Genomic DNA, 19,127 nt, shown 5'->3' with positions numbered 1-19,127 from the left:
GTTTCCGCCTATGCCGATGGCGGCCGTGACCCCAGCCTCTATGGCCGTCCCGCGCAGACCCAGACCCTGACCGAAGGTCGCAACGCTGCCTTTGCTGCCCCGGCCGCCGATGCCGCGAACGCCAATGCGGCGATCAACCAGCAGGTCCAGCAGAACGCCCGCTCGTCCAACTGAGCCGACGTCGCCTGAACCAAAAAAGGGGCGCTCCCAACCGGGGGCGCCCTTTTTTTGCGATCGAACGATATCAGTGGGCCTCGTCCCAATTCTCCGCGGCGCGCGCGTCCACCCTCAGGGGCACGCGCAGCGCCACCGCCGGCAGCGGCGCCTGCTCCATGACCCGCGTGATCACCGGCAGAGTCGCCGCGATCTCCTCGTCCGGCACCTCGAAGATCAGCTCGTCATGCACCTGCAGCAGCATGCGGGCACTCAGCCGGGCAGCCTGCAGCGCCGCCTCAACCCGCGCCATGGCGCGGCGGATGATGTCGGCTGCGGTTCCCTGCAGCCGGGCGTTGATCGCCGCGCGCTCGTTGAAGGCACGGATCGAGGGATTCTTGGCGTTGATGTCCGGGTAGTGGCAGCGCCGTCCGAACAGGGTTTCCACATAGCCATGCTCGCGGGCATAGGCCCGGGTCGCATCCATATAGTCGCGGATGCCGGGAAAGCGCTCGAAATAGCGCTTGATGTAGGCCCCCGCCTCCTCGCGCGGGATGGCGAGCTGGTTGGCGAGACCGAAGGCCGAGATGCCGTAGATGATGCCGAAATTGATCGCCTTGGCGCGCCGGCGCACCTCGCCCGGCATGCCAGCGACCGGCACCCCGAACATCTCGGACGCGGTCATGGCATGGATGTCGAGCCCGTCCTGGAAGGCTTGCCGGAGCGCCGGCACCTCGGCGATCTCGGCGAGCAGGCGCAGCTCGATCTGGGAATAATCCGCCGAGACCAGCTTGCAGCCGGGCGCGGCGACGAAGGCCTTGCGGATCTTGCGACCTTCCTCGGTGCGCACCGGAATGTTCTGCAGGTTCGGCTCGGAGGAGGACAGTCGTCCCGTGGTGGTCGCGGCGAGCGCGAAGGAGCTGTGCACCCGGCCCGTTTCGGGGTTGAGATAGGTCGGCAGCGCGTCGGTGTAGGTCGATTTCAGCTTCTGAAGCTGGCGCCAGTCGAGGATGCGGCGCGGCAGCTCATGGCCCTGCTCCGCCAGATCGTCCAGCACGTCGGCACCGGTTGACCACGCGCCCGTGGGAGTCTTGCGCCCGCCGGGCAGGCCCATCTTGCCGAAGAGGATGTCGCCGAGCTGCTTGGGCGAACCGGGATTGAACGGCTCGCCGGCCAGCTCGCCGATCTCCGCTTCCAGCCGCGCCATGCCCTGCGCGAACTCGCCGGAAAGGCGCGAGAGCATCTGCCGGTCGATGGCGACGCCGCGCATCTCCATACGCCCGAGCACGGCGACGAGCGGTCGCTCCAGCGTCTCGTAGACACTCACCTTGCCCTCCGCGACAAGGCGCGGCTTTAGCACCCGCCACAGCCGCAGCGTGACGTCGGCATCTTCGGCGGCATAGGCCGTCGCCTTGTCGATAGCGGCACGGTCGAAGCAGATCTGGCCCTTGCCCTTGCCGCACACCTCCTCGTACTTGATCGGTGTGTGCTTCAGCCAGCGCTCGGAGAGCGGGTCCATGCCATGGGGACCGGCACCGGCGTCGAGCACATAGGACATCAACATGGTGTCGTCATGGGGGGTGACGTCGATGCCGTAGCGCTTCAGCATCAGCCAGTCATATTTCATGTTCTGACCGACCTTGAGCACCGCCGGGTCCTCCAGCAGCGGCCTTAGCGCCTCGACCGCCGCGTTCACCGGAATCTGATCCGGCAGCAGCCCCTCCGAGAACAGCCCGTCATCCCCACCCTTATGGCCGAGCGGGATGTAGCAGGCCAGACTCGGCCCCACCGCCAGCGAGACGCCGACCAGCTCGGCCTGCATCGCGTCGAGGCTCGTCGTCTCGGTGTCGAGCGCGACGATGCCTGCCTCGCGCGCCGCCGCGATCCAGGCGGCGAGCCGCTCCGGGGTCGCGACCGTCTCGTATTTCGAACGGTCGACCGGGGTGGCAGTCGCTTCCGCGATGCGTGCGCCGACCAGCGCGGCCGGCGTCAGCTCGCCCTCGCCGCGGGCGGCCGCTTCCTCCGTCTCCTCGTCGTCCTCGGCCTTCTCCTGCGCCGCGGCCACCGGCGAGATGGCGGGATCGGCCCCCGCCTTCAGCCGAGGATCGGGCTCGATCTCGGCCGCCTCGACGCCATAGGCCTCGGCGACCCTCCGGGTCAGAGTGGTGAACTCCATCGCCTTCAGGAAGGCGACCAGCCGCCGGCCCTCCGGCTCGACCACCGCGACATCGGCGAGCGGCACATCGAGCACCACGTCGCGCTTCAGCGTCACCAGTTCGCGCGAGAGCCGGGCCTGGTCGGCGAAGTCGATGAGGCTTTGCCGGCGCTTGGGCTGCCTGATCTCCTCCGCACGAGCCAGCAGGGTGTCGAGATCGCCATATTCGCCGAGAAGCTGCGCCGCGGTCTTTACGCCGATGCCCGGCACGCCCGGCACATTGTCCACCGAATCGCCGGCCAGCGACTGCACGTCCACCACCCGCTCCGGGCCGACGCCGAATTTCTCGAACACCTCGTCGATGCCGATGGCCCGGTCCTTCATCGGGTCGTACATCCGCACCTTCTCGCCGACGAGCTGCATCATGTCCTTGTCGGAGGAGATGATGGTGACGAGTGCGCCCTTGGCCTTGGCCTCTTCGGCATAGGTCGCCATCAGGTCGTCGGCCTCGAAGCCTTCCTGCTCGACGCAGGCGAGGTCGAAGGCGCGCGTCGCCTCGCGGATCAGCGGGAATTGCGGGATCAGATCGTCCGGCAGGTCCGGGCGCTGGGCCTTGTAGAGCGGATAGATCTCCTTGCGGAACGTCTGCTCGGACTTATCGAACACCACCGCCAGATGGGTCGGCGCCGGCGAGAAGCCCGAATGGCTTTCCCCGGCGCGCACCAGCTTCCACAGCATGTTGCAGAACCCTGCCACCGCGCCGACGGGCAGCTTGTCCGAGGTGCGGGTCAGCGGAGGCAGCGCGTGATAGGCGCGGAAGATGTAGGCTGAGCCGTCGATCAGGACGAGATGGTCGCCGGCTTCCAAGGGGTCGGTCTCGGGCATGTCGGCTCCATCGGGTTGGGCGCACGATGCCGAAGGCGGCACCGGCAGGCAAGGTCATCGCGCATGCGGGCACTTTCCTCACGCGCCCGCCCGATCTAGAGCATTTCCGGTGAACTCCGGTTCACCGGAAATGCTCTCGGTCTCTGTTTCTACGCATTTTCTTCACGCGAACCGGAATCCACTTCGCTCGGAAATGCTCTAGACAGCCTCATGCCCCGCTACAAGCTCACCATCGAATATGACGGCACGCCCTTCCGGGGCTGGCAGATCCAGGCCGACGGCGCCTCCGTGCAGGGCGCGCTGACCGAAGCGGTGCGCCGCTTCTCCGGCGAAAGCGTGCATGTGCAGGGCGCGGGACGCACCGATGCCGGCGTCCACGCCACCGGGCAGGTCGCGCATATCGAGCTGTCGAAGGTGTGGAAGCCCGACACGGTGCGCGACGCCATGAACGCGCATCTGCGTCCCCATCCGGTCGCCGTGCTGGCGGTGGAAGAGGCGGCGGACGATTTCCACGCCCGCTTCTCGGCGATCGGCCGGCGCTATGTCTACCGCATCATCACCCGGCGCGCCGATCTCGCGCTGGAGCGCGACCGGGCGTGGAAGATGCCACGCCCACTCGATGCACGGGCGATGCAACTTGGCGCGAATCGGCTGATCGGCCGGCACGACTTCACCACCTTCCGCGCCGCCGACTGCCAGGCGCTCTCCCCGGTGAAGACGCTGGACCGGCTGGAGGTGGAAAGCCGCGACCACGGCCTGGGCGGGGCCGAGCTCCTCGTCCACGCCGCCGCGCGTTCCTTTCTCCACCATCAGGTGCGCTCCATGGTCGGCACGCTGGTGAAGGTCGGCGAAGGGGTCTGGACGCCGGAGGATGTCGGCGCCGCGCTGGAAGCCCGCGAGCGCGCCCGCTGCGGGCCGATGGCGCCCTCGGCCGGGCTCTATCTGGCCGAGGTGCTGTACTGAAGACAGCTCAGCCCTTTGCCAGCGCCTCCATGAAGCGCACCGGAGCGCCGAGGGACGGCGCGGTGAGCTCGCCCTCCCACATCACCTTGTTGCCGCGCACGAAGGTGCCGACCGGCCAGCCGGTGACCTCGACGCCGTCATAGGGCGTCCAGCCGGGCTTGGAGGCGATCCAGCCATTGCGGATGGTCTCGCGCCGCTTCATGTCGACGATGGTGAAGTCGGCATCATAGCCGACCGCGATGCGGCCCTTGGTGGCGATGTTGAAGATGCGGGCCGGGCCGGCGCTCGACAGGTCGATGAAGCGCTCCAGCGAAAGCCGGCCGGCATTCACATGGTCCAGCATGGTCGGCACCAGCGTCTGCACGCCGGTCATGCCCGAGGGGCTGTCGGGATAGGGCTTCTGCTTTTCCTCGAGCGTGTGCGGAGCGTGGTCGGAGCCGAGCACATCCACCACGCCCTCCGAAAGCCCGCGCCACAGCGCCGCCTTGTGCCGCGCCTCGCGCACCGGCGGGTTCATCTGCACGAGAGAGCCGAGCCGCTGGTACCAGCTCGCATCCATGGTGAGGTGGTGCGGCGTCACCTCGACGGTCGCGACGTCCTTCTGGTCGCGCAGATATTCCATCTCCTCCTGCGAGGTGACGTGCAGCACGTGCACCCGCTTGCCCTCCTCGCGGGCGAGCGTCACCAGCCGCTGGGTGGCGGTGAGCGCGGCGATCTCGTCGCGCCACACCGGGTGCGAGGACGCATCGCCCGGCACCCGCAGGTTCCGCCGCTCGGCAAGGCGCGGCTCGTGCTCGCAATGGAAGGCGGCGCGGCGGCGGATCACCTTGAGGATGGCCCGCACGCCCGGATCGTCCGCCACCAGCAGGGACCCGGTGGAGGAGCCGATGAACACCTTGATGCCGGCCGCGCCGGGCAGCATCTCCAGCTCCGGCAGGTCCTTCACATTGTCGTGGGTGCCGCCGACGAAGAAGGCGAAGTCGCAATGCATGCGGCCTGTGGCGCGGCGGATCTTGTCGGCCAAAGCGTCGCCGGAGGTGGTGAGCGGATTGGTGTTCGGCATCTCGAACACCGCGGTCACGCCCCCCATGACCGCGGCGCGGGCCCCCGATTCGAGGTCCTCCTTGTGCTCGAGCCCCGGTTCACGGAAATGCACCTGGGTGTCGATGACGCCGGGCAGCAGGGTGAGGCCGGTGCAGTCGATTGTCTCGCCGGCCTGCGCGGACGAGAAGGAGCCGATGCCGGCGATCCGGCCGCCCGTCACGCCGACATCGCGCAGCGCGGTGCCGTCCTGGTTCACCACGGTGCCGCCCTTGAGCAGCAGGTCGAAGGTCGGAAGCGGGGTCTCGGCCATGGCGGGCTCCTGGGAGAAGGGCGACGAGAAGACACGGCGGGCAAGTGAGCCAAGCACGTGCGGCAGGCAAGCGCGGCAGGCAAGCGCGAGGCGCCCTTGCGGGCATCCGCCGGGCGCTTTACGTCTCCGGGCGGAAGCTGGCAAGAAGCAGAGCGGTTCCGGCCGCCCCGCGCGAGGAGGATCAGGATGCCGATTGCGATTCTCGACAGCCGGGCCGTCATACGTGTCGCTGGCGCCGATGCCGGCCATTTCCTCGACAATCTTCTCACCGCGCGGATGCCGGCCCCCGGCGCTCAGCGCTATGCGGCGCTGCTCGCCCCTCAGGGCAAGATCATCGCCGACATGATCATCGCCGCGACGGAAGGCGGCTTCCGGCTCGATACACCCCGCAGCACGGCCGATGAATTGCTCAAGCGCCTGCGCCTCTACCGGCTGCGCTCCAAGATCGAACTCGGCACGCTGGACGACCTTTCGGTTTGCGTCGCCTGGGGCGGCGATGTGCCCGTCATCGACGCCTTCGTCTATGACGATCCACGCCTGCCCGGCATCCCCGCCCCGCTCGGCCGGCGCTTCCTGCTGCCCGCAGTGGAGGCGGCGGGGCTCGGCGCGCTGCCCGAGGCGGCATGGCAGGCGCACCGCATCGCCCTCGGCGTACCGGAGGGCGGGCAGGACTTTCTCTATGGCGACGCCTTTCCCCATGAGGCCGACATGGAGCAGCTCGGCGGGGTCGATTTCGACAAGGGCTGCTATGTCGGGCAGGAGATCGTCTCCCGCATGCAGCACCGCGGCACCGCGCGCACCCGCATCATTCCCTTCGCGGTCGAAGGCACCCTGCCGCCGGAAGGTACGCCCGTCCGCGCCGGAGCGAAGGACATCGGCCGTCTCGGCTCCGGCACCGGCGAGCGGGCGCTCGCGCTGGTGCGGCTCGACCGGCTGGGGGATGCGCTGGCGGACGGGCATGCCGTCATGGCCGGCGAGGCCCGGCTCACCCCCGCGCCGCTGGACTGGGCGCGCTTTCCCATTCCCGGCACGGAGCGCGCGGCATGAAGGCTCACCACCATCCCGACGGCCTGACGCGCTGCGCGTGGTGCGGCACCGATCCGTTCTACATGGCGTATCACGACACCGAATGGGGCGTGCCGGAATATGACGACCGCGCCTTGTTCGAGAAGCTGCTGCTTGACGGCTTCCAGGCCGGCCTCTCCTGGATCACCATCCTGCGCAAGCGCGAGAATTTCCGCCGCGCCTTCGACGGTTTCGAACCCTCGATCATGGCCGGCTACGGCCCGGAAAAGGTCGAGGCGCTGATGCAGGACGCCGGCATCGTGCGCAACAGGGCCAAGATCGAGGCCGCGGTGCGCTCGGCGCGGGCTTTTCTCGACATCATGGAAAAGGGCCCCGGCTTCTCGCCCCTGCTGTGGGAGATCAATGGCGGCGCACCGCGCGACAACCGGCTCTCGCCCGACGCGCCCAACCCGACCACCTCGCCTCAGGCCCTTGCCATGTCGAAGGAGCTAAAGCGGCGCGGCTTCAATTTCGTCGGCCCCACCATCGTCTACGCATTCATGCAGGCGGTCGGCATGGTGGACGATCATGTCATCACCTGCCATCGCCACGGCGTCGCGCAGCCGCCGGCGGCCGGCTGATGACCTCGATGCCTGCGAAACCGTCCCACGTCTCCGCGTCCCGCGCAAACGCCTCGCGCGCCTGGCAGCGCATGCTGTCCGGCCGGCGGCTCGATCTGCTGGACCCGTCCCCGCTCGACATCGAGATCGAGGACATCGCCCACGGCCTCGCCCGCGTCGCCCGCTGGAACGGTCAGACCGGCGGCGCCCACATTTTCTCGGTGGCGCAGCATTCCGTGCTGGTGGAAGAGATCGCGGTCCGGCAGGCCGAGGGACGCGGCGCACCGCTTGCCCCGCGCGAGCGGCTCGCCATGCTGCTGCACGATGCCCCGGAATATGTGATCGGCGACATGATCAGCCCGTTCAAGGCGGTGCTGGGCGGCGACTACAAGAGCGTCGAGGCCCGGCTGCTCGCGGCGGTGAGCCTGCGCTTCGGCCTGCCCGTGGTCTGGCCGGCAACGCTCGTGAAGCGGGTGAAGGAGGCCGATCGCGCCAGCGCCTTCCTGGAGGCGACGCGGCTCGCCGGCTTCGCGCCGGAGGAGGCGCGCCGTTTCTTCGGCAGGCCCTTCCCCCTCGACCCGGCCACCGAGCGCGACTATCTCACGCCCTGGGGCGCCGAGGAGGCCAAGGCCCGCTTCCTCGTCCGCACCACCGCATTGCTGGAGAGCACGCCATGATCCACGTCTGCCCGCTCTCCCGCCTCGAGGAAACGGTCCAGCGCACCGGCGCCGCCCATGTGCTGACGGTAATCAACCATGGTACGGCAGTAACACGCCCGGCCTCGATCACGCCGGACAACCACCTGTTCATCGGCTTCAACGACATCACCACGCCGCAGGACGGGCTGGTCCGCCCCGCTGCCGAGCATGTGGACGCCATCCTTGGCTTTGCCCGCCGCTGGCCGCGACAGGCCCCGCTGGTGGTGCATTGCTTCGCCGGCATCAGCCGCTCCACAGCCTCGGCCTATATCGCCGCCTGCGCGCTCAACCCGGACCGCAACGAGGCGCGGCTTGCCGCGGAGCTGCGGGAAGCTTCGCCGAGCGCGACGCCGAACGCGCTGCTCATCGCGCTGGCCGATGCCGCGCTCGGCCGGCAGGGCCGGATGATCGCCGCCATCGCCTCCATCGGCCGCGGCGCGGATGCCTTCGAGGGCAATCCCTTCTTCCTGCGGCTCGACTGAGCCGGGCACCATCCATCATTTCCGCCAATCGCCGGCGACAGAAATATTCATTTCACGCCCAGCGGACACTGACTTAGTTTCCATGCGAACGGACGGGCGATGCCGCGTTCCGGCCGCGCCGGGATGATCCGGCTCATCGACCATCGGATCCGCCCATGACGCACGCCGCCCCGCGCCCCAGCCCTGCCGCACAGGGCTCCCTTGCCGCCCGGGCACCCCTCGCCGTCGTGCTGTGCGGCTGCCTCATCGCCATGCTGACCTTCGGGCCGCGCGCAAGCTCGGGCATCTTCCTGCTGCCGATGACCCATGAATATGGCTGGGGCCGCGATACATTCGGCCTCGCCATTGCCATCCAGAACCTGCTCTGGGGCGTCGGCACCCCCTTTGCCGGAGCGGTGGCCGACCGGTTCGGCGTCACCCGCGTGCTATGCGTCGGCGCGCTGCTCTATGCGCTCGGCCTGATCGCCATGGCCTATGCGGCGACGCCGGGCCTTCTGCATCTTTCGGCGGGCGTCATCATCGGCTTCGGCCTGTCCGGCTGCTCCTTCAACATCGTGCTCGCGGCCTTCGGCAAGATGCTGCCCGAGAGCTGGCGCCCGCTCGCTTTCGGCGCCGGAACGGCGGCCGGTTCCTTCGGTCAGTTCCTCTTTCCCCCGCTTGCCAACGGCCTGATCGGCGCGGTCGGATGGCAGGAGACGCTCATCATCTTCGGCTTCGCCATGCTGATGGTGATGCCGATCTCGCTTGCCCTCGCCACCCCGGCGAAGAGCACGCCGCACGCGTCTGGACCGCAGCAATCCATCGGTGCGGCGCTGCGCGAGGCGTTCCGGCACCCGAGCTATGTGTTTCTGGTGCTCGGCTTCTTCACCTGCGGCTTCCAGCTCGCCTTCGTGACGACCCACCTGCCCGCTTATCTCGCCGATCGCGGGCTTTCCATCACCATCGGCGGCTGGACGCTGGCCGTCATCGGCCTCGCCAACATGGTCGGGTCGCTGACCTCGGGATGGCTGTCGAGCCGCATGTCCCGGCGCTGGCTGCTGGCGCTGATCTACTTCGCCCGCGCCATCGTCATTGCCGCCTTCGTGCTGCTGCCCGCCTCGCCGGTCACCTCGATCGGCTTCGGCGTCGCCATCGGCCTGCTGTGGCTCTCCACCGTGCCGCCGACCTCCGGCCTCGTGATGCTGATGTTCGGCACCCGCTATCTCGCCATGCTTTACGGCTTCGCCTTCTTCAGCCATCAGGTCGGCGGCTTCCTCGGGGTGTGGCTCGGCGGCCTGCTCTATGAGCGGCTCGGCTCCTACGACCTCGTCTGGTGGCTGTCCGTCGCCCTCTCGGTCGCCTCGGGCCTGATCAACCTGCCGATCATCGAGCGTCCGGTCGCGCGGCCGGAGCCTCAGCCGGCCTGACACGGGGACCACATCCGTCGGCGCAGGCCGGATTTTCCTGCCGGCATTTTCCCAACGTTAACCATCTTGCCGCAGCATATTCGCCGGGGAAGGGATGGGATCGGCATTCCGTTCGGTGATACCGCCAACGTTGCCACATGGCCACAGGCGCGCGCCGACATGTCGCCTTGCCCCGCGCAAAGGCCGGCTTTGCCTTGCACGGCGAGACGGGCTTCGCGCATCGTGAAGCACGATCAGGAAAGCACGGAACCGTCGATGCGACTGTCTTCAGCTCTCATTGCCTGCGCCTGCCTCATGCCGTCCATTCCCGCTCTCGCGGACCAGATGGATGCGCAGCAGGCGCGCAGCTTCGTGGTCGGGCGCACCTTCTCGTACAAATGCTACGAGGGAACAGTCGGCGCGGGCCGCATTCTCGACGACGGCTCGGTGGCCGGCACCATCCAGATGCGCGGCCAGGGCACGCTGCGCTTCGTGACGCTTCCGGCCGGCACCCTTATCACCAAGGGCAGCACCGTCTGCGCCCGCATGAAGGGCATGATGTTCGAGCCCTGCTTCGACCTCGAGAAGACCAGCGAGGTCTCCTTCCGCGGCAATCTCTCCGGCTTCGCCAAGCTCGCCTGCGAGTTCAACCGCGGCGGCGCCGGCCGTGCCCGCCTCGCCTCCAACCGCAACAAGACCTCGCGGCCGACCACCACCGCGCAGGTCGAGGCCCGAAACTAAGATTCCGGGGCTCCGGGGCCGGACTCCGATGCTCTCCCCGCGCCAAGCAAAGGGCAGCCCGCGGGCTGCCCTTTGCATGTCCGGCTCCCGGAAAGCCTCGTGCCGGTCAGCCGCCCTGCTTGGTGGCGGTCGGCGCCATCGCCGGCTGCTCGGGCTGCGCCTTGTCGGCGGCATCGAGGCCCACAGCAATCTTGCGTTCGATCTTGGCGAGGTCATCCGGCTCGGGCTTCAGGTCGCGCGCCTGGTTCCACTTGAACCGCGCTTCCAGCTTGCGCCCTACTTTCCAGTAGGCGTCGCCGAGATGGTCGTTGATGACCGCCTCATCCGGCTTCAGCTCGACCGCACGCTCCAGCTCGCGCACCGCGTCGTCATAGCGCCCCACCCGGTAATAGGCCCAGCCAAGGCTGTCGATGAAGAAACCGTCGTCGGGGCGCAGCGTGACCGCCTTGCGGATCATCTCCATGCCTTCGTCGAGATTGATCCCCTGGTCGATCCAGGAATAGCCGAGATAGTTCAGCACATGCGGCTGATCGGGCTTCAGCTCCAGCGCCTTCTTGAGATCGGCCTCGGACTTAGCCCATTGATGCGTGCGCTCATAGGCGGTGCCGCGGAAATAATAGAGCATCCAGTTAGCCGCGGTCGGAGCCTGGAGCTGGTCGATGACCTTGGTATAGGCCTCGGCGGCCTCCGCATATTTCTGCTTGGAGCGCAGGATGTCACCCAGCGCGATCATGGCGCGGGTGTCCTTGGGATCTTTCTCGATGATCTTTTCGAGCGTGGAGCGCGCTTCGTCGAACTGGCCGGCGGCATCGAGATTGATGCCGAGCTGAATGTCGGCATTCAGCTTGAGCGGCGAGGTCGCCGGGATCGACCGGTAGGTCGCAATGGCCTCGTCATAGCGCTTCATGCTCTCGAACAGGTCGGCCAGCGCCACCCCCACCAGCGGGTGGCTGGGGTCGAGCCAGCGCGCGAGCTGCAGATAGACCAGCGCCAGATCCTCGCCTCCCTGCCGGCCAAGTGCCGCGCCAAGGCCATACAGCACCTCGGCCGCGCCCTGCGCCGGCGTCTCGATGAGCGGCGGCAGGGTCTTGCCGGCCTCGACCTGCCTGAGCGACTGCTCGACCAGCGGGTCGTTCGGCAGCACCTTGTCGAACGCCTCATAGGTCGAGACGGCGACGCCCTTGTCGCCATTGCGCGACGCCCAGCGGCCATAGGCATCGACGACGCGCAGCGTGCGCGGATCGATCTTGAGCGCCTGCTCAAGCCGCTTGCCGGCGTCCTTCTTCTGCCCGGCGGCATCGAGGATCAGGCCGGCATTGAAGTCCTTGAAAGCGGCGTACCATTCTGGCCCCTGCAGGGCGTCGATCATGTCTATGGCGGCGCGGGTATTGCCGGAACCGTACTGGCTCCATGCCGCCATCAGCGTCGCGCTGAGCTCCGCGATCGCGCCCTGGCTGGCGCGCTTCAGGTTGGAGCGGGCCGTAACATATTGCTTGGTCTTCAGCGCCTTAACGCCCAGCACCAGCCGCGACAGCCGATGATCGGGATCTATGCGCACCAGCTTCTGCGCCAGGTCCACCGCCTCGTCGATGTCGCCATCCGCCAGGAAGGTGAGGAAGGCGCGTTCCAGGATCTCACCGTTGCGCGGAAACACGCGGATCAGCGCACGGTAATAGGCAGCGGCGGTCGACGTATCCCGTTCAGCGCTAGCAAGGCGGGCAGCGAGATAGTTGCCGGCCGGGGAGGTCCGAGCGATCACCGCGTCGGGTATGGCATCCGCCCGCGCGGAAGCCAGCGGCATGAGGCCGCCGAGAAGCGTAAGCACGGAAAGAGCGGCCGCCGTCGGCCGCTGCATGACACGTCGAAACGTCAAAGTCGAAACCTCCAGCGGCGCTGACCCCGGCCCGGCGCAATCGGCAGGCCGCGGGGCAGTCGAGACGGCCCCACGCCCCCGCGCCAGATTGGTCCTTTTTGCCAGCGCCCGCAAGAACGAGCGCCAACCGGAACAGCCGAGACGGGACGAAGCTATCTATGGAGGGTTGCAGAGTCCTAAATGCGGCAAAGGCCGGAAAGCCGGCGGCTTCAGTCTCAGATCCGCCGGCCCAGCGCGACGCCCGCAATCAGCGCGCCCACGGTGATTCCAACCACCGTCGTCACCTTCAGCGGACCCCGGCGCGAACCGACCGGAGTGACGGGAGGCACTGCCGCGCCGCTCGCCATCCGCGCCGACATGGAATCGGGCGCGACCGATGCGCGCGGCATCACCATTGCGGCAAGTCCGCCGAGCGGAGAGGCCGTGCGCGCCACGGGTCGCTTCAGCCTTAGGAACCCCAGTACCAGCAGGATTGCGCCCACTAGGAAAGCACCCGCGGCGATGAGCAAAGCCGCCTCGATCGGCCCATAAGCGTCTGCGAGGGCAATGAACGCCGCGACCAGCAATCCGCCGAGCGTGAATGCGAGAAGCACGCCTCCCAAGCCGATGAGCAAGGCCGTGATGGCCGCCCGGCGGGCGGTTATGCGGAGTTCGATGCCGACAAGGCCGAACAGCGTCTGAAACATCAGTCGCGACCCCGGGTCAGCAGCCCGAAGACGAAGCCGACGCCCAGCGCCGCCACCACCGCACCAATGGGGTTGCGCTCGATGCAGGCCGTCACGTCGCTGGAAAGGTTCTGCGCGCGCTCCTTGGCGTCTTCGAGAGCGGCCGAGCCTTCATCGAGGAGATTGGTTGCCGTCGCTTCGGCGCGGGCCCGGGTGCTGCGCACCTTGCTGCGGACCGCGGAGCTCACTGCCTCGCCTTCGCTCTTCGCGAGCGCAGTCAGGGTATCGGCGAGCTTCGCCACATCGGCGCGCAGGGTCGCCAGATCATCGGAAAGCTTGGAAAAATCCTGCTGCACGCTGGGCTCCGCCATCTAATCCTCCTCATTGACTGCGCATGAACATACGCGTCGGTCTGCGGTACTCGAACGCTTAACGCGCCCGGTGACCACCCGGTTCCGGCCCATCCTGCACGGCGATCAGATACGGCGGAAGGTAAAATAACCCGGGACCCGTCCCTCCCGGATGGCCTTCGCCTCGTAGCGGGTACCGTGCCAACCCGCGAAAGGCCGGCGCCAGTCGTCGGCGCGCCGCGCGGTCCATTCGAAACGCGCATCGGCGAGCAGGTGGCGCAGGGTCCAGGCCGCATAGTCCTCGACATCCGTCGCGAAACGAAACCGACCGCCGGGCGGCAGCAGGCGGGCGATGCGCGACAGGTTCTCCGGCCGCACGAAGCGCCGCTTCCAGTGCCGGCGCTTGGGCCAGGGGTCGGGATAGAAAAGGTCGATCCGCTCGAAGGCAGCGTCCGGCAGCTTATCGAGCAGCGGCACGACGTCGTCGCCATAAAGCCGGACATTGTCCAGCCCGCGCTGGGCAATGGCGGCCGTCGCCTTGGCGACACCATTGAAGAACGCCTCGGCGCCGATGAAGCCGATATCCGGCTCCCGCGCCACCTCGTCGACCAGACGCTCGCCACCGCCGAAGCCGATCTCCAGTCGATAGGCCGCCATCGGCCGCGCGAAGAGATCGGCGAGCGTCGTACCGGGCGGCAGATCCGTCGGGATGGCCAGCGAAGGCAGGTCGCGCTCCATATGGACCGCCTGCAGCGGGCGCAACGTCTTACCGCGCCTGCGCCCGAAGAACGCACCCCCGCCGCGGTGATGCACGGCCTCGGCCTCCGCAGGGGATTCCTCATGCGTCGTCTCGGGAGTGGTCGATTGTCCGTCGCTCATCATCGTCGCGTCCATGGCCGAAGCCCGGCGATGACGGCCGGGGCGGCGAGCCCCGGTTACACAAGGCAAAACCGCCGCGCAACCGCGGCGGTCCGATTTAGCGGAGGCGACAGGCTCAGACGAGCGCGGAGCGGATCGCGTCGGCGAGGTCGGTGCGCTCCCAGGAGAAGCCGCCATCGGCCTCCGGCGCGCGGCCGAAATGCCCATAGGCCGAGGTCCGCGCATAGATCGGCTTCGTGAGGCCGAGATGCTCGCGGATACCGCGCGGGCGCAGATTCATCACCTCCCGCAGCACGACTTCGAGCCTGGCTTCCTCGACCTGTCCGGTGCCGTGTAGGTCGACATAGACCGCCAGGGGGTCGGAGACGCCGATCGCATAAGCAAGCTGGATCGTGCAGCGCTCGGCGAGGCCGGCGGCGACCACGTTCTTTGCGAGATAACGCGCGGCATAGGCGGCGGAGCGGTCCACCTTGGTCGGGTCCTTGCCCGAGAAGGCGCCACCGCCATGGGGAGCCGCGCCGCCATAGGTGTCCACGATGATTTTGCGGCCGGTAAGCCCACAATCGCCGTCCGGGCCGCCGATGACGAACTTTCCGGTCGGATTGACGTGCCAGATCGTCTCCGGCGTGATCCAGCTGGCCGGAAGCGCCTCACGAATATAGGGTTCGACGATGGAGCGCACATCATGCGACGACAGGTCGGCATCGAGATGCTGGGTGGAAAGGACGATCTGTGTCACCTCCACCGGCTTGCCTCCGTCATAACGAACGGTGACCTGGCTCTTGGCATCCGGGCCCAGCACCGTGCTCTCGCCCGAATGGCGGGCATCGGCGAGGCGCTTCAGTATGCGATGGGCATAATAGATCGGTGCCGGCATCAGCTCCGGCGTTTCGCGGCAGGCATAGCCGAACATGATGCCCTGGTCGCCCGCGCCTTCGTCCTTGTTGTCCGCGGAATCAACGCCTTGCGCGATATCCGCGGACTGCGCATGGAGCAGAACCTCGATATCCGCAGTTTCCCAGTGGAAGCCGTCCTGCTCATAGCCGATGTCCCTGATGGCAAGGCGGGCGATGTGGGACAGCAGATCCCTGGTGATGCCGGCCGGCCCACGAGTTTCACCGGCGATCACGACGCGATTGGTGGTCGCGAGCGTCTCGCAGGCGACGCGCAGATGCGCCGGATCCCAGCCGAGCTCCGGCCCGAGGCGGAAGAACGCGTCCACGACCTCGTCGGAAATACGATCGCAGACCTTATCCGGATGCCCTTCGGAAACGGATTCGCTCGTAAATACATAAGCTTGACGGGACACAGACGGCCTCCCAGTTTCAGGCCCGGGCCAACCAGCGGCACCCGGCACTGCGCTTGTGACAAGCAGCAGGGTCCACCGTCAAGACCGAAGCGACGGACTCGTTCGTAAAAACGAACGATTTGACCGGGCCGGAGCCTTTCGGCGGCATCGTTCTCCGTCATGCCCGCCGGACGACGGCACGACAGCCTCGGTTCCCGTGCCAGACATCGTGCCGACGCTCATGGCTCCGCCGCTTCCTCGCCGGCGATGGCTTCCACGAGATCGACGACGCGGCGGCGCACCTTGGCGTCGGTGATGCGGGTGAAGGCGCGCGTGAGCGCGAGGCCTTCGGATGTTGAAAGGAAATCCGACACATAGGTCGGAGAGCCCTCCTCTCCGAAGCCGCCATGAGGAAGCGCTGCGCCCCCCGGAGCCCCATCAAAGAAAAAGGAAACGGGCACGCCGAGCACGTTGGAAATGTGCTGAAGGCGACTGGCACCTATACGATTGGTGCCCTTTTCATATTTCTGGATCTGCTGGAAGGTAATGCCCAAGCTCTCGCCAAGCTTTTCCTGGCTCATGCTGACCATCATGCGGCGCATGCGAACCCGACTTCCGACGTGCTTGTCAATCGGATTCGGCGACTTCTTGGTCATTAGTTTCCCCATTGCGAGCAGCAGACAACGCTCCCCCCGGTCTACCGAGGAGAGACATGACGCCCAGCCCGCGGGCAGTCTAGGCAAAGGGCGTTACAGCGTCGATCAACCAGAACGTGCATGGCGACAAGCGGATGCCAAACTGGCACAAAATATCATCAGCATGAGGAAAAATGGTATCATATAACCATATCGATTGTAAAAGGTGCCGGCTAGCGCTTGCGGCAATGGACCATCCACAACACCGCGCTGCCCCAACCCGAGATATGCAATGGACCTTCCTAGCGGATCGAGGATGGCGGAAATGCCGTCATTGGTGCCGCGAATCATCGGCAAGCCCTGCTCGATACTGCGCAATCTCGCCTGCTGGTAGTGCTGGTAGGGACCGGGCGTCAAACCGAACCAGGCATCGTTGCTGAGATTGAGCAGAGCGGACGGCCGCGGCCCGGCTTCGTCCGCGACGCGAACCTCATCGGGAAAAATCGCCTCATAACAGAGCAGCGGCAGCACCGGGGGCAGGCCGGGAATGGCGAGAAGCGTCCGCCGCTCCGCCGCAGCAAAGCCGCCACGCACACGCGTTAGTTGCTGAAGACCAATGCTCTCCAGCATCGATTGAAAGGGCAGATATTCGCCGAACGGTACCAGATGCACCTTGTCCGCCGTCGCGACCAGAGCGCCCTCATGGTCCAGCGCGCGGATGCTGTTGAAGATCTTCGGATACCCGCCCGGCACCGGGGGCGGCGCCCAGCGCGCGGCGCCGGTGACGAGCACCGTTTCCGGCGGCAGAATGCCGGCGATGCGCGCCAGCACCTCCGGCTCGTGCTCCAGGAAGAACGGAAAGGCGGATTCCGGCCAGATCAGATGGGTGATGCCGGACAATCCGCCCGCGCTCTCGCTTGTCTCGATATAACGCTCGACCACGCGGTCGCGGGCGTCGTAGCGGAATTTCTCGTCCTGCGGCAGGTCCGGCTGCATGATGCGGAGCCGCACGCCGGGCACATCACCGATGGACGTCGTGTCGAGACGCCAGTTCCCCCACCCCCACAGGCCGGCCAGCACGGCGCCCGCGAGGCAGGGCCACACCCAGCCGCGCCCCCTGGGCGGGCCGAGCAGGAGGACCGGGCTCGCGAGCACGGCGACCGCCAGCAGGCTCATGCCCCACAACCCGACAAGGGAGCCGGCCTGGGCAAGCGCAAGGTCGTTGGCAAAAGCGTAGCCGAAGCTGTTCCAGGGAAAGCCGGTGAAGAGATGCCCGCGCAACCAGTCCGCTGCCGTGAGGCTCGCGGCGAGCGTGAGGACGCGCAGCGCGCCCGGAGGCCACACCAGCCGTGCCAGGACGCAGCCGAGGCCGAGATAGATCGCCAGTCCCGCCGGCAGCGCCAGCACGGCAAAGGGCAGCAGCCATGCAAAGACCTCCGCCTGGACCAGAAGGGCGTTACCTATCCACCAGAGCGAGGCCACGAGATAGCCGAAGCCGAACCACCAGCCGATGCCGAAGGCGGCGACCAGGCCGGCGCGATTACGGCTGGTTCCGTCCAGCAGCAGGACGAGCATGGGAAAGGTGAGCGCCAGCAACGGCCAGAACGAGACAGGTGCCATGGCGAGGGCTGAGAGGGCCCCCGCTGCGCAGGCGACGCCACGCCGCCGCCAGCCGGACAATCCGGCGATCCGGCCGGCGAACCCTGAAAGCATCAGGAACCTCGTGGAGGAGCGACAGGAGAAAAGCAGGCGGGACGCGGCCACGGCCGCATCCCTGTCAGGCCGCGTCGGGATCCGGCGCCTTCGCGGAGCGCTCGCCATTGGCCTGCACCGACGGCGAAGGCAGGCCATTGCGTCGAGCACCGCCCTCCGCCGCATCATCCGCACGGCGCATGGGAGCGCCGCCGGTGCGGGCCGGCATAATGCGCAGGCGCTTCACCCGGCGCGGGTCGGCATCCAGCACCTCGATCTCGAAGCCGCCCGGCGCCGCGACAATCTCGCCGCGCACCGGCACCCGGCCGGCCAAAGTCACCAGGAGGCCGCCCAGCGTATCGACCTCCTCGGCCTCCTCGCCAAGGGCGAAGGCGGGGTCGACGAGTTCCGCCACGTCCTCGAGATTGGCACGGGCGTCGGCAATGAAGGTGCCGTCGGACTGACGGGCGATGAGCGGGACATCGTCCTCGTCATGCTCGTCCTCGATGTCGCCGACGATCTCTTCGACGAGATCCTCCATCGAGACGATACCATCGGTGCCGCCATATTCGTCGATGACCAGCGCCAGATGGATGCGGCTCGCCTGCATGCTCGCCAGCAGCTCGATCGAAGGCATGGAAGGCGGCACGAACAGCAGGCGGCGGATCAGCTTCGACGCGCTGAGCGCGGTGGAGAGGTCCAGCGCCTTAGGATTGAAGGTGGGATTGGCGGGGGCCTCGATGCCGGTCGCAAGCGCGTCCCGCGCAGGAACGTCCTCGGCCTGGAGAGCGGGGCGGCCGATCAGCGCGCGCTGGGTGAGATGAGCGACGAGGTCGCGGATATGGACCATGCCGACCGGGTCGTCGAGCGTGTCGTCGAAGACCACGAGGCGCGAATGGCCGGCCTTGGCGAACACCGCCAGCAATTCGCCGAGGCTGATCTCCTTCTGCACCGCGACGATGTCCGCCCGCGGCACCATCACATCGCCGACCCGGAGTTCGCGCAGCTCCAGGATGTTCTTGAGCATCGAGCGCTCGGTCACCGTCAGGTCGGCGGCGAAGTCCTCGTCGGAGGACAGCACCTCCGCCAGTTCGCTGCGCAGCGAACCGGAGGAACGCCAACCTCCGAGCAGGCCGCGCAGCCTGTCGAACAGGCCGCTGCGCTCGCCGCGTTCCGCACGGGTTTCTCCGCGTGCCTCATGTGGATCACCCCCCTCCTCACGGCCCTTCTCATGGGAGGGATCCGTATTGGAGCGGGGACTTCGAGGTCGGTCGGACGGGTTCGAGGCAGAGTGTGACATGGCC

At 67.4% G+C, this 19,127-nt stretch carries 17 protein-coding genes; 7 read left to right on the top strand and 10 right to left on the bottom strand.

The window, feature by feature from the left end:
- Nucleotides 1-244: 244 nt before the first annotated feature.
- The gene (polA, locus tag MWN34_RS14060) at nt 245-3,193 is read right to left on the bottom strand and encodes a DNA polymerase I (protein WP_247029925.1); all 2,949 of its coding nucleotides are present in this window, start codon (nt 3,191-3,193) and stop codon (nt 245-247) included.
- A gap of 210 nt (nt 3,194-3,403) precedes the next feature.
- Here polA and truA point away from each other — a divergent pair, with 210 nt between their 5' ends.
- On the top strand, nt 3,404-4,156 hold the full coding sequence (gene truA / locus MWN34_RS14055) for a tRNA pseudouridine(38-40) synthase TruA (RefSeq protein WP_247029924.1): 753 nt from the start codon (nt 3,404-3,406) through the stop codon (nt 4,154-4,156).
- Nucleotides 4,157-4,163: 7 nt separating this feature from the next.
- On the opposite strand, the gene MWN34_RS14050 is transcribed toward truA, so the two are convergent.
- Nucleotides 4,164-5,510: a dihydroorotase gene (locus MWN34_RS14050; RefSeq protein ID WP_247029923.1), complete on the bottom strand. Its 1,347-nt coding sequence runs from the start codon at nt 5,508-5,510 to the stop codon at nt 4,164-4,166.
- 186 nt (nt 5,511-5,696) lie between these two features.
- Here MWN34_RS14050 and ygfZ point away from each other — a divergent pair, with 186 nt between their 5' ends.
- The 6 genes from ygfZ (at nt 5,697) to MWN34_RS14020 (ending at nt 10,441) form a co-directional block, all read left to right on the top strand.
- The gene (gene ygfZ, locus MWN34_RS14045; RefSeq protein WP_486187718.1) at nt 5,697-6,557 is read left to right on the top strand and encodes a CAF17-like 4Fe-4S cluster assembly/insertion protein YgfZ; all 861 of its coding nucleotides are present in this window, start codon (nt 5,697-5,699) and stop codon (nt 6,555-6,557) included.
- Entirely contained in the window at nt 6,554-7,156 is a 603-nt protein-coding gene (locus tag MWN34_RS14040) for a DNA-3-methyladenine glycosylase I (RefSeq protein ID WP_247029921.1), read from the top strand. Before ygfZ ends, MWN34_RS14040 begins: the two co-directional genes overlap by 4 nt.
- Nucleotides 7,156-7,812 (top strand): HD family hydrolase, encoded by a 657-nt coding sequence (locus MWN34_RS14035; RefSeq protein WP_247029920.1) that lies wholly within the window; start codon nt 7,156-7,158, stop codon nt 7,810-7,812. The genes MWN34_RS14040 and MWN34_RS14035 overlap by 1 nt, the downstream gene beginning before the upstream one ends.
- Nucleotides 7,809-8,315, top strand: coding sequence for a tyrosine phosphatase family protein (locus MWN34_RS14030; protein WP_247029919.1), 507 nt, complete (start codon nt 7,809-7,811; stop codon nt 8,313-8,315). The genes MWN34_RS14035 and MWN34_RS14030 overlap by 4 nt, the downstream gene beginning before the upstream one ends.
- Nucleotides 8,316-8,470: 155 nt before the next feature.
- On the top strand, nt 8,471-9,721 hold the full coding sequence (locus MWN34_RS14025; protein ID WP_247029918.1) for an MFS transporter: 1,251 nt from the start codon (nt 8,471-8,473) through the stop codon (nt 9,719-9,721).
- Nucleotides 9,722-9,976: 255 nt separating this feature from the next.
- Complete coding sequence (locus MWN34_RS14020) at nt 9,977-10,441, top strand: hypothetical protein (protein ID WP_247029917.1); 465 nt, start codon at nt 9,977-9,979, stop codon at nt 10,439-10,441.
- A gap of 106 nt (nt 10,442-10,547) precedes the next feature.
- On the opposite strand, the gene MWN34_RS14015 is transcribed toward MWN34_RS14020, so the two are convergent.
- The 8 genes from MWN34_RS14015 to MWN34_RS13980 form a co-directional block, all read right to left on the bottom strand.
- Entirely contained in the window at nt 10,548-12,242 is a 1,695-nt protein-coding gene (locus MWN34_RS14015; RefSeq protein ID WP_247029916.1) for a tetratricopeptide repeat protein, read from the bottom strand.
- 287 nt (nt 12,243-12,529) lie between these two features.
- Nucleotides 12,530-13,000, bottom strand: a complete 471-nt coding sequence (locus MWN34_RS14010) for a phage holin family protein (RefSeq protein ID WP_247029915.1) — start codon at nt 12,998-13,000, stop codon at nt 12,530-12,532.
- On the bottom strand, nt 13,000-13,350 hold the full coding sequence (locus tag MWN34_RS14005) for an ElaB/YgaM/YqjD family protein (protein WP_247029914.1): 351 nt from the start codon (nt 13,348-13,350) through the stop codon (nt 13,000-13,002). The genes MWN34_RS14010 and MWN34_RS14005 overlap by 1 nt, the downstream gene beginning before the upstream one ends.
- A 105-nt stretch (nt 13,351-13,455) precedes the next feature.
- A complete protein-coding gene (gene trmB, locus MWN34_RS14000) occupies nt 13,456-14,223 on the bottom strand; it encodes a tRNA (guanosine(46)-N7)-methyltransferase TrmB (RefSeq protein WP_247029913.1) in 768 nt (255 codons plus the stop codon).
- Between the two features lie 100 nt (nt 14,224-14,323).
- Nucleotides 14,324-15,517: a methionine adenosyltransferase gene (gene metK / locus MWN34_RS13995; protein WP_247029912.1), complete on the bottom strand. Its 1,194-nt coding sequence runs from the start codon at nt 15,515-15,517 to the stop codon at nt 14,324-14,326.
- A gap of 218 nt (nt 15,518-15,735) precedes the next feature.
- Nucleotides 15,736-16,152, bottom strand: coding sequence for a helix-turn-helix domain-containing protein (locus MWN34_RS13990; protein ID WP_247029911.1), 417 nt, complete (start codon nt 16,150-16,152; stop codon nt 15,736-15,738).
- 105 nt (nt 16,153-16,257) lie between these two features.
- The gene (gene lnt / locus MWN34_RS13985; RefSeq protein WP_247029910.1) at nt 16,258-17,844 is read right to left on the bottom strand and encodes an apolipoprotein N-acyltransferase; all 1,587 of its coding nucleotides are present in this window, start codon (nt 17,842-17,844) and stop codon (nt 16,258-16,260) included.
- 64 nt (nt 17,845-17,908) lie between these two features.
- Nucleotides 17,909-19,123, bottom strand: coding sequence for a hemolysin family protein (locus tag MWN34_RS13980; protein WP_247029909.1), 1,215 nt, complete (start codon nt 19,121-19,123; stop codon nt 17,909-17,911).
- Nucleotides 19,124-19,127: the final 4 nt, after the last annotated feature.

This window comes from Ancylobacter crimeensis (genome assembly GCF_023016805.1).
Taxonomy (GTDB): domain Bacteria; phylum Pseudomonadota; class Alphaproteobacteria; order Rhizobiales; family Xanthobacteraceae; genus Ancylobacter; species Ancylobacter crimeensis.
This window is presented reverse-complemented; position numbering and strand designations above follow the sequence as displayed.

Bases quoted from the DNA above. Each gene is read 5' to 3' on its own strand.
- polA (WP_247029925.1), bottom strand. From the start codon at position 3,193: ATGCCCGAGACCGACCCCTTGGAAGCCGGCGACCATCTCGTCCTGATC.
- truA (WP_247029924.1), top strand. From the start codon at position 3,404: ATGCCCCGCTACAAGCTCACCATCGAATATGACGGCACGCCCTTCCGG.
- MWN34_RS14050 (WP_247029923.1), bottom strand. From the start codon at position 5,510: ATGGCCGAGACCCCGCTTCCGACCTTCGACCTGCTGCTCAAGGGCGGC.
- ygfZ (WP_486187718.1), top strand. From the start codon at position 5,697: ATGCCGATTGCGATTCTCGACAGCCGGGCCGTCATACGTGTCGCTGGC.
- MWN34_RS14040 (WP_247029921.1), top strand. From the start codon at position 6,554: ATGAAGGCTCACCACCATCCCGACGGCCTGACGCGCTGCGCGTGGTGC.
- MWN34_RS14035 (WP_247029920.1), top strand. From the start codon at position 7,156: ATGACCTCGATGCCTGCGAAACCGTCCCACGTCTCCGCGTCCCGCGCA.
- MWN34_RS14030 (WP_247029919.1), top strand. From the start codon at position 7,809: ATGATCCACGTCTGCCCGCTCTCCCGCCTCGAGGAAACGGTCCAGCGC.
- MWN34_RS14025 (WP_247029918.1), top strand. From the start codon at position 8,471: ATGACGCACGCCGCCCCGCGCCCCAGCCCTGCCGCACAGGGCTCCCTT.
- MWN34_RS14020 (WP_247029917.1), top strand. From the start codon at position 9,977: ATGCGACTGTCTTCAGCTCTCATTGCCTGCGCCTGCCTCATGCCGTCC.
- MWN34_RS14015 (WP_247029916.1), bottom strand. From the start codon at position 12,242: ATGCCGCTGGCTTCCGCGCGGGCGGATGCCATACCCGACGCGGTGATC.
- MWN34_RS14010 (WP_247029915.1), bottom strand. From the start codon at position 13,000: ATGTTTCAGACGCTGTTCGGCCTTGTCGGCATCGAACTCCGCATAACC.
- MWN34_RS14005 (WP_247029914.1), bottom strand. From the start codon at position 13,350: ATGGCGGAGCCCAGCGTGCAGCAGGATTTTTCCAAGCTTTCCGATGAT.
- trmB (WP_247029913.1), bottom strand. From the start codon at position 14,223: ATGGACGCGACGATGATGAGCGACGGACAATCGACCACTCCCGAGACG.
- MWN34_RS13990 (WP_247029911.1), bottom strand. From the start codon at position 16,152: ATGACCAAGAAGTCGCCGAATCCGATTGACAAGCACGTCGGAAGTCGG.
- lnt (WP_247029910.1), bottom strand. From the start codon at position 17,844: ATGCTTTCAGGGTTCGCCGGCCGGATCGCCGGATTGTCCGGCTGGCGG.
- MWN34_RS13980 (WP_247029909.1), bottom strand. From the start codon at position 19,123: ATGTCACACTCTGCCTCGAACCCGTCCGACCGACCTCGAAGTCCCCGC.